The organism is Paracoccus ravus (assembly GCF_004522175.1).
Classification (GTDB): domain Bacteria; phylum Pseudomonadota; class Alphaproteobacteria; order Rhodobacterales; family Rhodobacteraceae; genus Paracoccus; species Paracoccus ravus.
Genome location: NZ_SDEB01000021.1, coordinates 59,125 through 69,625, shown reverse-complemented (window position 1 = coordinate 69,625; position 10,501 = coordinate 59,125). Strand labels below are relative to the sequence as shown.

The following is a 10,501-nucleotide window of genomic DNA, read 5'->3' as shown; positions in this document are numbered from 1 at the left end:
ACGACTACAACAACGTCAGGCCGCATTCCTCGCTGGGGAACAGAACACCAGCAGAAGCGCCCCGGACGCTTGAGCTACTTGATGGCAACGCGCCCGGCGCGCTTGCCACACCGGAAACCGACCACTATCAACCCCAAGGACTCTCGTTATGAACGAGGGACGACCGGGGGGCAGGTCAAGTTCGTTATCCCACTCTCGAAGATCCACAGACCCAGACCCTCGCGCAGGCCGTCGCGGGTCACGCCGAGCGCCGCGTAGACGGCTGTGTTCTTGACCATCCGGCTATCGGCATCACGAATCTTCACCCGCAGGGGCATCCGGTGGCGCGGCTGATCAGGTCGGGCGAGACCTTCAGGACATAGAGATCAAGCAGATTCGCCTGGATGTCACGCACCGTCAAACCGGCCGCCTAAAGGCCATCCGCCATGGGTCTCGAACCGGTGGCGGCTTCCATGGCGAACTCTTCTCATCCATGCCGTCGATCCAGGTCTGATCCTTCTTCACCAGTGCCGGCTCGAAGCTACCGTCGCGGTCGCGGGCACGGCCAGGGGAAGTCGCCGTCCTGGCCCTTCAGCACCTTCGTCGAAGAGCCACCAGATGCCCCGTAAATCCCACCGCCACGGAAATTTTTCTGGCGGCTGACGCTGGGCGCCGACAAGGGTCATAACTCAGGTGGTTCGTTTCCGCCCTGCGGCAGGCTTGCGTCACGCCGCAGGGCGATCAGAGAGCACGAGGTCAGCAAACGATGGCCGAACCACCCGGCATGTAGCTTGACCCAAATCCCAGAGGCACCGACCGAAAATTGAGGAAGCGTTCGGTAGGGCAAAAACCCTCGGCGGCATGGCTCAGACCATGTATCACGGCGTCGAAGGTGTTCGGTCGCGGTGGTTCTGACAATAGCCGCCAGCACAGCTCGCCAGACTGGCTCGGTCGGTGATTGCATGGAGAAGAAGCCCGCAGACAGACGCCCGAGTCACATCCGCCGTCAGGCACCGAAATCTAGCGACCCGGCCCTGATGACGGGAAAGCACTCGGGCTCGGGCCTGCTTCAGCGGCATGCCAATCAGAGCCAGTCCTGCCTTCCGCTTCCGATCAATTCGGCAAGCACCATCCGCTCCCGCTCGAGGCGCTCATCGAGCTCTTTCGCTACGCGATCGGCCATCGAGAAGCCCTGATAGATCAGCGCGGAATAGATCTGGACCGCCGAGGCCCCCGCGCGCAGTTTTTGCCAGGCGTCCTCGGCCGAGGAAATCCCGCCGACGCCGATGATCGGCAGCCTGCCGTCGATCTGCTGGCTGAGCCGCGCCAGAATCCGGGTGGCGCGCTGCATCAGGGGCGCGCCCGACAACCCTCCGGTTTCGGTCGCATGTGGCGAGGTGATACCGTCCCGCGAGAGCGTCGTATTGGTTGCAATAATGCCGTCAACGCCGGTATCGAGGGCGACTGCCGCGATCTCGCGCAAAGCCGCATCGTCCAGATCGGGCGCGATCTTGACGAAGACGGGCGGCCTGCGCGTAAGCGCATCGCGGGTGGCGATGACACCAGCCAGCAATGCCGCCAGTGCCGTGGCACCCTGAAGGTCGCGCAGCTTCTCGGTATTTGGCGAAGAGACATTCACCGTCAGGAAATCGGCGCTTTCACCCGCGACACGCACCACTGCGGCGAAGTCCCGGCTCTTGTCCTGGCTGTCCTTGTTCGCGCCTATGTTCAGGCCGACGGGAATGCCCGCCGGATAGGTATTCGGGCGGCGGCTCATGCGGGCCGCGATCGCCTCTGCGCCTTCGTTGTTGAAGCCGAAGCGGTTGATGATCGCGCGATCCGCGCTGAGCCGGAACAGCCGGGGCTTGGGATTGCCCGGTTGCGGGCGCGGGGTGGCGGCACCGACCTCGATAAAACCGAAACCGGCCCGCATGAGGGCAGGTATGACGCGGGCGTTCTTGTCATAACCGGCGGCGAGCCCGACCGGGTTCGCCAGGTCCAGGCCAGCAAGACGCGACTTCAGACGCTCGGATGTATGGGGCCTGCCGGGCAGTGGAACAAGACCGCGCTCGAGCGCCATGATGGAAAGATCATGCGATCTTTCCGGGTCGATGCGATGCAAGGTCGCAAGGCCGATGCGTTCGACAAGGTTCATTCGAGCTCTCCGATATCATGCCCCAGAGGTCCGCAGGCGATGGGCCGCGACCATATCACGTCGGCGGCCAGCAATTCGCGGTAGAGATGCGGGAAAAGATCGCCACCGCGCGAGGGCTCCCATTGCAGCGGCTCGAGCCTCTCGCTTTCCAATGCCAGCAGATGCAGCCCGTCCTCGCCCGCGAAATGCTTTGCGAGCGTGCCGGTCAGCTGTTTGGCCGTCGAGAGGTGAATATAGCCATCCGTCAGGTCGATGGGGGCACCGAGGCTGCGACCATCGCGGCAGAATGCCTCGTATTCCGAGGCGCGGAGAACTTTATAGATCAGCATGGCTGGTTCATGCGCGCGGTCCGTCTCGGCGTCAAGCGCGAAGCACGCCGTGGTTGACGCATTGCGCCCGGTGCTCGAAGCTCACCCCGTCCAACCATGGGATGGTGAGAGCGGATGACACGATTTGGGCTTTCGGTGGCTGTTTCGGCTCTGGCATTCGGAGCAGGCGCGGCGCAGGCGGATTACACGCTGCATATATTGCATATCAATGATTTTCACAGCCGGATCGAGGCGATCAACAAATACGATGCCACCTGCGATTCCGAGACGCTGGCCAAGAACGAGTGTTTCGGCGGTATCGCGAGGCTGGCGACCGCGATTGGCGATCTGCGCGACAGGCTGAAATCCGAGGGGCAGAACGTCATCGTCCTGGATGCGGGCGACCAGTATCAGGGCAGCCTGTTCTATACGACCTACAAGGGCCGGGACACGGTCGAGTTCATGAACGCCATCGGCTTCGATGCGATGGCCGTTGGGAACCATGAATTCGACGACGGCCCGACCGGGCTGCAGATCCTGGCCGACGGAGCCCGGTTCCCCGTCATTTCGGGAAACCTCGACCTGTCGCAATCGCCCGAGCTCAGGGGCAAGGTCGGGGACAAGCTGATATTGGAGATCGGTGGGCAGAAAATAGGTATCGTCTCGGCCTTGGCGATGGATACGCCGGAGACGGCATCTCCGGGCGACAAGGTCATATTTCAGGACGACCTTGAAAGCGTCCGTGCCGATGTCGCAGAGCTGACCGAGGCGGGCGTGAGCAAGATCATTGCCCTGACCCATGAAGGCTACAGGCGCGATCAGGAGATCGTTGCCGCCGTCGAGGGGCTCGACGCCCTGATCGGCGGGCATAGCCATACGCTGCTGGGCGGGATGGAAGGGGCCGAGGGCCCCTATCCGACCCTTGTCAAGGATCCCGGCGGCAAGGATGTCCCGATCGCCACGGCCTATGCCTATGGCAAATATCTCGGCCATCTGACGCTTACCTTCGACGAGGACGGCCAAGTCACCAAGGCCGAGGGGCAGCCGATCCTGCTGGATAGTTCGATCCCCGAAAACGAGGCGATTGCAGCCCGCGTCAAGGAAATGGCTGCGCCCATCGAGGCGCTGAAGCAAAAGCTCGTGGCCGAGACCAGCGCCCCCATCGACGGCTCGCGCGAGACCTGCCGCCAGAAGGAATGCGAGATGGGCGTGGTCGTCGCCGATGCCATGCTGGCGCGCGTGAAGGATCAGGGCGTCAGCATCGCCATTGCCAATGGCGGAGGGCTGCGGGCCTCGATCGATGCGGGACCGGTGACGATGGGCGAGGTCCTTTCGGTGCTGCCTTTCCAGAACACCCTCTCGACCTTTCAACTGAAGGGGGAGGATATTGTCACCGCGCTTGAGAATGGCGCGAGCCAATATGACGACAAGGCCGGACGCTTTGCGCAGGTTGCAGGGTTGAAATACACCGTCGATCCCAAGGCTGAAACCGGCAAGCGCATCTCCGATGTTCAGGTCCGGGACGGGCAGGGTTGGAAGCCGATCGACCCGGCTGCGACCTATGGGGTCGTCTCTAACAATTACATGCGCGCGGGTGGCGACGGCTACAAGATCTTTGCGACCAATGCGACTGCGGCCTATGATTTCGGCCCCGATTTGGCCGATGTGCTGGCCGAGTATCTCATCAAGGTCGGACCGGGTTTTGCACCCAAGCTGGACGGGCGCATTACCGTGAAGTGATCTCAGGGCTGCTCGTCGCTCTCGGCCCGGGCAGCCTCGAGTTCTGCGAGTAAGAAACGTTCGAAATCGTCGAGATCGACCGGCTCGAACTGGCCGAAGCCCTGCATCCAGACCGAGGCGCTGCGCAGCCCCTCGGGCTCCAGCTTGCACCAGATGATCCGCCCCCGCCGCTCTTGGCGGATCAGTCCCGCCGTGACCAGCACGGCAAGGTGCTTCGAGATCGCAGCCAGGCTGACCTCGAAAGGCGCGGCCACATCCGTCACCGCCATGTCATCCTCGAGCAACATGCCAAGGATCGTGCGCCGCGTCGGATCGGCCAGCGCGGCGAAAATCATGTCGAGACTGGGGTTCTGAAGGGCCATCAAAGATTACTTAACTGTCGGGTTGAATATTGGCCTTTGCGCCTGCGGGCCGCAAGCCTTGCGGACTCGCAAATCATGATGACGCTAAATCAAGTCAATACAATGGCTTATGAAATATCCCTCATTGCTTGACTTGAGGCCTGCCAGCACCTATCACCACGCCAAACCGATAACGGGGGTGTGAAACCATGGCCGAGGATAACGACCATGACCTTGCGCGCGCCCGTGACGCCGAGCGCTTGCGCCAGCTGGAAGCCAAATTGGGCGACAAGGCTGTAGAAGAGCAAAGCTCGCGCGGAGAGGAACATTTCAGTCAGGCCAATATGGCTTGGCGCATGGTGACCGAACTCGTGGCCGGATTGGGCATCGGGTTCGGGATCGGATTTGGGCTGGACTATGTGTTCGGCACGACGCCGTTCCTGATGGTCGTCTTCGTGCTGCTCGGCCTCGTGGCGGGCATCAAGACGATGATGCGGACGGCGAAAGAGATAGGCAAGGAGCCGGGGCAACCCAGCGACGACGAGGGCAAATGACGATGGCGACAGAACAACACAGTGAAGGTCTGACTTTCCACCCGATGGACCAGTTCATCGTCAAGCCGCTGTTCGGCGGCACTGAGGTGCATTGGTACACGCCCACCAACGCCACGCTGTGGATGGGTCTGGTCGCGCTGTGCATCATCGGCCTGCTGGTCTTCGGGACCCGCGGCCGCGCCATCATCCCGAACCGCATCCAGTCGATCGCGGAACTGCTCTACGGCATGGTCCGCAAAATGGTCGAGGATGTCACCGGCAAGGACGGGCTGAAGTATTTCCCCTACGTGATGACGCTGTTCTGCTTCATCCTGTTCGCGAACTTCCTCGCCTTGCTGCCGAAATCCTTCTCGTCGACCTCGCATATCGCGGTGACCGCCACGCTCGCGCTGCTGGTCTTCGTTGGCGTCACGGTTCTGGGCTTCGTCAAGAACGGTTCGCATTTCCTCGGCCTGTTCTGGGTCAGCTCGGCCCCGCTGGCGCTGCGTCCGGTTCTCGCCGTCATCGAACTGATCTCGTATTTCGTGCGTCCGGTCAGCCACTCGATCCGACTTGCGGGCAACGTCATGGCCGGCCACGCGGTGATCAAGGTCTTTGCCGCCTTTGCCGCTGTCGCCGCCATTGCCCCGGTCTCGATCGTCGCGATCACCGCAATGTATGGCCTCGAGGTGCTCGTCGCACTGATCCAGGCCTATGTTTTCACCATCCTGACCTGCGTCTATCTGAAAGACGCCCTGCATCCGGCGCACTAAGCGCCGGGTCTGCAAAGTCAGAAACTTGAAACCCTTTCCAAAGCCTCAAGGAGCATGAATATGGAAAATCTGGGTCAACTGGGACAGTACCTCGGCGCCGGTCTGGCTTGCATCGGTATGGCCGGCGCAGCCATGGGTGTGGGCAATGTTGCTGGCAACTACCTCGCCGGCGCTCTGCGTAACCCGTCGGCCGCTGCTTCGCAAACCGCCACGCTGTTCATCGGCATGGCCTTCGCCGAAGCTCTGGGCATCTTCTCGTTCCTGGTCGCTCTGCTTCTGCTGTTCGCAGTCTGATCCTTTGCCTTCCTTGCGGTTGGGTGGGGGCGTGAGGCGCCCACCCGATTGTGAAACGACCGGCATGGGGTAGGAAATGTTCAGCCTGTTGCAACAGACCGCGCCTGTCGTGGTCGAACACTCAGAAACGGTGGTCCACACCGAGACCGCCCAAGCGGCGGCGCACGGTGCTGATGCGGCCCATGTCGCAGCCGATGCGGCGCATGGCGCAAGCAGCGCCGGCATGCCGCAACTGGATATCAGCACCTTCGGCAACCAGATCTTCTGGCTGCTGGTCGTGCTGGCCGTGATCTACTGGGTCCTGTCGCGCGTGGCTCTGCCGCGCATCGGTGGGGTCATCTCCGACCGTCAGGGCGCCATCACCGGCGATCTCATGGCGGCCGAAGAGTTCAAGCAGAAAGCCAAGGACGCCGAGGCCGCCTATGACAAGGCGCTCGCGGATGCCCGGGCCGAAGCGAACAAGATCATCGCCGCCAACAAGGCCGAGATCCAGAAGGAACTGGACGCTGCAATCGCTCATGCGGATGCGGAAATCGCGGCGCGCGCCGCCGAATCCGAGAAACGCATCGGCGAGATCCGGGCCTCTGCGGCCGAGGATGCACGCAGCGTCGCGCGCGATGTGACCGAGGCTCTGGTGCAGAACTTCGGTGGCAAGGCAGACCAGAACCTGATCAACGAAGCCGTCGATCAGCGACTGAAGGGGGCGCTGCAATGAAACGTCTGAGCCTTCTTTTCGTCCTGCTGGCCAGCCCGGCCTTTGCGGCTTCGGGTCCGTTCTTCTCGCTGCGGAACACGGATTTCGTCGTCACTCTGGCCTTCCTGTTGTTCCTTGCGATCCTTGTCTACTACAAGGTTCCGCAACTGGTCGGCGGGTTGCTGGACAAGCGCGCCGAAGGTATCCGCAATGATCTGGCCGAGGCCCGTCGCCTGCGCGAGGAAGCCCAGGAGATCTATGCGAGCTACGAGCGCCGCCAGCGCGAAGTGAAATCGCAGGCGGCCGATATCGTCGCCAATGCGAAACGCGAAGCGACCCTCGAGGCCGAAAAGGCCAAGAACGCGCTGAAAGTCTCGATCGCACGTCGCCTGCAGGCGGCCGAAGATCAGATCTCCAGCGCCGAGGGTGATGCGGTTCGTGCCGTGCGTGACCGTGCGATCCAGACGGCCATCGCGGCTGCGACCGAAGTTCTCGGCAAGCAGGCAACTGCTTCCGAGCGCAGCGCGGGCATCGACAAGGCGATCGACGACGTCGCCCTGCGCCTGAACTAACGAACGCGAAGGGTCGGCCAACGACCCAAGGGACTGCGATCTGACCCCGGATGGAAACATCCGGGGTTTTTCCTATGTCCGGAAAGCAAAAGGGCCGGCACGGGCCGGCCCTTCCCGAATGTATTCCTCGTGCCGCGTCAGCGGTTGGGGATGATGAGGATCTCGACGCGGCGGTTCTGCGCACGACCAGATGCGCTGTCATTCGAGGCGACTGGGGCCGAAGCGCCGCGTCCCGAGGTGCTGAGGCGGTTGGTGGAAACGCCGCCCGCCGACAGCAGGCCCGCGACGGAACGCGCGCGACGCTCGGAAAGATCCTGGTTATAGGCCGCAGACCCGGTGCTGTCGGTATGGCCGACGACCTGCACCCGGCTGTTGGGATACTGGTTCAGGTTGCGCGCGATCGTGTAGAGATCATTCTGCCCCTGTGCGCCCACGGCCGCCGAATCCGTCGCGAAGAGCGTCGATTCCGGCATGACAACGGTCAGGTAGGTGCCATTGTTGACAATCTGGATGTTCGGGTTGTTCAGCGATTGCTGAAGTGCCTTCTGCTGCTGGTCAAGGATCGAGCCGCCGACAGCACCGGCGGTCGCACCGATGACTGCGCCCTTGATCGCGTTTTCCCTGCTTTCGCCAGCACCGACCAGGCCGCCCACGACCGCGCCGGCGAGCGCGCCCTGCTGCGCCTTGCTCATGCCGCCGGTGGTCGGGTTGCCATAGGGATCGGTGGTGGTCGCACAGGCGCCAAGTGCAAGCAGGCCGGTCGTGGCGAGCAGCAGAGAGAAGCGGGTGTTCATTTTCGTTATGCCTTTCCTTCTGGGGCGATCGAACGTCGCCTGTCCAAACGACGGTGCCGATCCTGCCATTGATTTTTTGCCAAGACCGGCGCTGATGCCCAAACGAGGTGAACATGGCACGGGTTCCGGGGCAACTCCACAGGAATGCGTGACAATTCCGTGTGTGTTCCGCGTGTAGGACCGCTTTTCGCGCAGCGTTTCGGGTGCGGATGCTTGCACTGCGCGGCTGAGCGGGGCATCTCATCTTCATGGCCCGCTCACCCGCTTCCAGAACCCCCGCTGCCTTGCCCTATGGCACGCAGGTCGAGATATTTTCGCGTTTCCGCGAGGCGAACCCGTCTCCGGTGACCGAGCTTGAATATGTCAACGCCTTCACCCTGCTTGTCGCCGTCGCGATGTCCGCGCAATCGACGGATGTGGGTGTGAACAAGGCGACGAAGAATCTGTTTCGCAAGGTCACCACACCCCGGCAAATGTTGGATCTGGGCCTCGAGGCGCTGACCGAGGAAATCAAGACCATCGGCCTCTACCGGCAAAAGGCCAAGAATGTCATCGCGCTGTCGCAGCGGCTGGTCGATGAGTTCGGCGGCGAGGTGCCGCAATCGCGCGCCGCGCTAATGTCGCTGCCGGGTGTCGGGCGCAAGACCGCGAATGTCGTGCTGAACAGCACCTTCAACTTTCCGGCCCAGGCGGTGGATACCCATATCTTCCGCGTCGGCAACCGCACCCGGATTGCGCCGGGCCGCGATGTCGATGCCGTGGAACGTGCCATCGAGGACAATATCCCCGTCATGTTCCAGCAAAACTGTCATCACTGGCTGATCCTGCATGGCCGCTATATCTGTCAGGCCCGCCGCCCGCGTTGCAAGATCTGCCCCATCGAAGACCTCTGCCCCTTTGAGGAGAAAACCGAATGACGACCCCTTATGTGATCGGGATCGGCAATGCGATCATGGATGTGATCGCGCCCACCTCTGATGCGAGCCTTGGCCGTCTCGGCATCGAAAAGGGGATCATGCAGCTGATCGACCGTGAGCGCTCGGAATTCCTGATGGCGGCGCAATCCGCCGATGCCGAGGCGCAGAAGGCGCGTCTGGTCCCTGGCGGCTCGGTGGCGAATACGCTGGCAGGCATCGGCATGATGGGCCTGCGCACGGCCTTTATCGGTCGCGTCGCGGGCGATCCTCTGGGCCTATCCTATGCCGAGCAGACCGAGGCCTCGGGCACGGTCTTCGTCAATCCGCCCGTCGCGGGCGAGGTGCAGCCGACGTCGCGCTCGATCATCTTCGTGACGCCGGATGGCGAGCGGTCGATGAACACCTATCTGGGGATCTCGGCCGAGCTTGGCGCCGAGGACGTGAACCCCGCCACCTTCAGCGGAGCGGATTGGCTCTTCCTCGAAGGCTATCTCTTCGACAAGGACATGGGCAAAGCGGCCTTTCTCAAGGCGGCCGAGGCCTGCCACAAGGCGGGGGGGCAGGCCGGGATCGCGCTTTCGGACCCGTTCTGCGTCGATCGCCACCGCGAGGGCTTCCGCCGCCTCGTCGCCGGGCCGATGGATTATGTGATCGGCAATGTCCATGAATGGACCTCGCTCTATCAGGTCACCGATCTCGACGAGGCGCTGCGTCTGGCATCCGCCGATTGCGGCACGGTGATCTGCACCTGTTCGGGCGAGGACGCCATTCTGATCCGTGGCGATGAGCGCGTGACCGCGCCGGTGAACAAGATCGTGCCAGTCGATGCGACCGGGGCAGGGGACCAATTCGCCGCCGGGCTGATCTACGGCCTTGCGACCGGCGCGCCGCTGGCGGTCGCGGGCCGGATGGGCTGCATTGCCGCCGCCGAGGTCATCTCCCATGTCGGCGCGCGTCCCGAAAGCGACCTCAGGGCTGCCTTCCGCGCCGAAGGTCTGATCTGACCCCTAGTCTGCCGGGTCTCGGTTGCGGGGATATTGCCGCAGACCGAGATCCGGCAGCCAGCTTTCGCGCCGGATCGTCCAAAGCTCATAGCTTGGCGCAAAAAGATCCGGCGCGTCGAAACTGCCGAGGGCGATTTCGACCTCGTCCTCTGAGACGCCGAAGACCGTCGAGCCACAATCCGGGCAGAAATGCCGCCCCTGATAGGCGCGGGTTTCGCCCTGGATGCTGACCGCATCGCGCGGGAAAATAGCAAGCGCCGCGAAAGGTGCGCCGCCATGCTTCCGGCAATCAAGGCAATGGCAAAGGCCGACGCGATGCGGCTGGCCTTTGGCCGTGATCCTGACGCTGCCGCAAAGACAGCCGCCGCTGACCTGATCCATCCCATCCTCCGATTGC

13 protein-coding genes and 4 pseudogenes are annotated in these 10,501 nt (G+C 62.7%); 10 read left to right on the top strand and 7 right to left on the bottom strand.

Features of this window, described 5'->3' with window-relative positions; genetic code table 11:
- Positions 1-152 (top strand): annotated as a pseudogene (locus ESZ60_RS15675) (IS3 family transposase); the annotation flags it as partial.
- 39 nt (positions 153-191) lie between these two features.
- On the opposite strand, the pseudogene ESZ60_RS21320 reads toward ESZ60_RS15675, so the two are convergent.
- Positions 192-311 (bottom strand): annotated as a pseudogene (locus ESZ60_RS21320) (transposase); the annotation flags it as partial.
- An 8-nt stretch (positions 312-319) separates the two neighbouring features.
- Positions 320-592, bottom strand: a pseudogene (locus ESZ60_RS21875) (transposase); the annotation flags it as partial.
- Between the two features lie 43 nt (positions 593-635).
- Here ESZ60_RS21875 and ESZ60_RS21315 point away from each other — a divergent pair.
- Positions 636-894: pseudogene (locus tag ESZ60_RS21315) on the top strand (IS5/IS1182 family transposase); the annotation flags it as partial.
- A gap of 169 nt (positions 895-1,063) precedes the next feature.
- Here the strand turns inward: ESZ60_RS21315 and ESZ60_RS15665 are convergent.
- On the bottom strand, positions 1,064-2,134 hold the full coding sequence (locus ESZ60_RS15665; RefSeq protein WP_134681671.1) for a quinone-dependent dihydroorotate dehydrogenase: 1,071 nt from the start codon (positions 2,132-2,134) through the stop codon (positions 1,064-1,066).
- On the bottom strand, positions 2,131-2,463 hold the full coding sequence (locus tag ESZ60_RS15660) for a DUF952 domain-containing protein (protein ID WP_134681670.1): 333 nt from the start codon (positions 2,461-2,463) through the stop codon (positions 2,131-2,133). The genes ESZ60_RS15665 and ESZ60_RS15660 overlap by 4 nt, the downstream gene beginning before the upstream one ends.
- Positions 2,464-2,577: 114 nt before the next feature.
- On the opposite strand from ESZ60_RS15660, the gene ESZ60_RS15655 reads away from it, so the two are divergent.
- The gene (locus tag ESZ60_RS15655; RefSeq protein WP_134681669.1) at positions 2,578-4,182 is read left to right on the top strand and encodes a bifunctional metallophosphatase/5'-nucleotidase; all 1,605 of its coding nucleotides are present in this window, start codon (positions 2,578-2,580) and stop codon (positions 4,180-4,182) included.
- Positions 4,183-4,184: 2 nt separating this feature from the next.
- Here the strand turns inward: ESZ60_RS15655 and ESZ60_RS15650 are convergent, their stop codons facing one another.
- Positions 4,185-4,544, bottom strand: a complete 360-nt coding sequence (locus ESZ60_RS15650) for an ArsR/SmtB family transcription factor (RefSeq protein WP_134681668.1) — start codon at positions 4,542-4,544, stop codon at positions 4,185-4,187.
- A gap of 188 nt (positions 4,545-4,732) precedes the next feature.
- On the opposite strand from ESZ60_RS15650, the gene ESZ60_RS15645 reads away from it, so the two are divergent.
- The 5 genes from ESZ60_RS15645 to ESZ60_RS15625 all read left to right on the top strand — a co-directional run bounded on the left by ESZ60_RS15645 (position 4,733) and on the right by ESZ60_RS15625 (position 7,389).
- The gene (locus ESZ60_RS15645; RefSeq protein WP_134681667.1) at positions 4,733-5,077 is read left to right on the top strand and encodes an AtpZ/AtpI family protein; all 345 of its coding nucleotides are present in this window, start codon (positions 4,733-4,735) and stop codon (positions 5,075-5,077) included.
- A gap of 2 nt (positions 5,078-5,079) precedes the next feature.
- Entirely contained in the window at positions 5,080-5,829 is a 750-nt protein-coding gene (locus ESZ60_RS15640; RefSeq protein ID WP_134681666.1) for a F0F1 ATP synthase subunit A, read from the top strand.
- Between the two features lie 60 nt (positions 5,830-5,889).
- On the top strand, positions 5,890-6,123 hold the full coding sequence (locus ESZ60_RS15635) for a F0F1 ATP synthase subunit C (RefSeq protein ID WP_114348568.1): 234 nt from the start codon (positions 5,890-5,892) through the stop codon (positions 6,121-6,123).
- A gap of 76 nt (positions 6,124-6,199) precedes the next feature.
- Positions 6,200-6,838, top strand: coding sequence for a F0F1 ATP synthase subunit B' (locus ESZ60_RS15630; RefSeq protein WP_134681665.1), 639 nt, complete (start codon positions 6,200-6,202; stop codon positions 6,836-6,838).
- Positions 6,835-7,389, top strand: a complete 555-nt coding sequence (locus ESZ60_RS15625; protein WP_134681664.1) for a F0F1 ATP synthase subunit B — start codon at positions 6,835-6,837, stop codon at positions 7,387-7,389. Before ESZ60_RS15630 ends, ESZ60_RS15625 begins: the two co-directional genes overlap by 4 nt.
- 137 nt (positions 7,390-7,526) lie before the next feature.
- Here the strand turns inward: ESZ60_RS15625 and ESZ60_RS15620 are convergent, their stop codons facing one another.
- Positions 7,527-8,183: a YiaD family glycine zipper/OmpA-like lipoprotein gene (locus ESZ60_RS15620; RefSeq protein ID WP_134681663.1), complete on the bottom strand. Its 657-nt coding sequence runs from the start codon at positions 8,181-8,183 to the stop codon at positions 7,527-7,529.
- A 248-nt stretch (positions 8,184-8,431) separates the two neighbouring features.
- Between ESZ60_RS15620 and nth the strand changes: the two genes are divergently transcribed.
- Positions 8,432-9,100, top strand: a complete 669-nt coding sequence (nth, locus tag ESZ60_RS15615) for an endonuclease III (RefSeq protein ID WP_134681662.1) — start codon at positions 8,432-8,434, stop codon at positions 9,098-9,100.
- A complete protein-coding gene (locus ESZ60_RS15610; protein ID WP_134681661.1) occupies positions 9,097-10,104 on the top strand; it encodes an adenosine kinase in 1,008 nt (335 codons plus the stop codon). Before nth ends, ESZ60_RS15610 begins: the two co-directional genes overlap by 4 nt.
- Before the next feature lie 3 nt (positions 10,105-10,107).
- Here the strand turns inward: ESZ60_RS15610 and ESZ60_RS15605 are convergent, their stop codons facing one another.
- Positions 10,108-10,485: a GFA family protein gene (locus tag ESZ60_RS15605; RefSeq protein ID WP_134681660.1), complete on the bottom strand. Its 378-nt coding sequence runs from the start codon at positions 10,483-10,485 to the stop codon at positions 10,108-10,110.
- Positions 10,486-10,501 lie beyond the last annotated feature (16 nt).

Excerpts from the sequence above, each read along its gene's own strand:
- ESZ60_RS15665 (WP_134681671.1), bottom strand. The coding sequence starts at position 2,134 with ATGAACCTTGTCGAACGCATCGGCCTTGCGACCTTGCATCGCATCGAC.
- ESZ60_RS15660 (WP_134681670.1), bottom strand. The coding sequence starts at position 2,463 with ATGCTGATCTATAAAGTTCTCCGCGCCTCGGAATACGAGGCATTCTGC.
- ESZ60_RS15655 (WP_134681669.1), top strand. The coding sequence starts at position 2,578 with ATGACACGATTTGGGCTTTCGGTGGCTGTTTCGGCTCTGGCATTCGGA.
- ESZ60_RS15650 (WP_134681668.1), bottom strand. The coding sequence starts at position 4,544 with ATGGCCCTTCAGAACCCCAGTCTCGACATGATTTTCGCCGCGCTGGCC.
- ESZ60_RS15645 (WP_134681667.1), top strand. The coding sequence starts at position 4,733 with ATGGCCGAGGATAACGACCATGACCTTGCGCGCGCCCGTGACGCCGAG.
- ESZ60_RS15640 (WP_134681666.1), top strand. The coding sequence starts at position 5,080 with ATGGCGACAGAACAACACAGTGAAGGTCTGACTTTCCACCCGATGGAC.
- ESZ60_RS15635 (WP_114348568.1), top strand. The coding sequence starts at position 5,890 with ATGGAAAATCTGGGTCAACTGGGACAGTACCTCGGCGCCGGTCTGGCT.
- ESZ60_RS15630 (WP_134681665.1), top strand. The coding sequence starts at position 6,200 with ATGTTCAGCCTGTTGCAACAGACCGCGCCTGTCGTGGTCGAACACTCA.
- ESZ60_RS15625 (WP_134681664.1), top strand. The coding sequence starts at position 6,835 with ATGAAACGTCTGAGCCTTCTTTTCGTCCTGCTGGCCAGCCCGGCCTTT.
- ESZ60_RS15620 (WP_134681663.1), bottom strand. The coding sequence starts at position 8,183 with ATGAACACCCGCTTCTCTCTGCTGCTCGCCACGACCGGCCTGCTTGCA.
- nth (WP_134681662.1), top strand. The coding sequence starts at position 8,432 with ATGGCCCGCTCACCCGCTTCCAGAACCCCCGCTGCCTTGCCCTATGGC.
- ESZ60_RS15610 (WP_134681661.1), top strand. The coding sequence starts at position 9,097 with ATGACGACCCCTTATGTGATCGGGATCGGCAATGCGATCATGGATGTG.
- ESZ60_RS15605 (WP_134681660.1), bottom strand. The coding sequence starts at position 10,485 with ATGGATCAGGTCAGCGGCGGCTGTCTTTGCGGCAGCGTCAGGATCACG.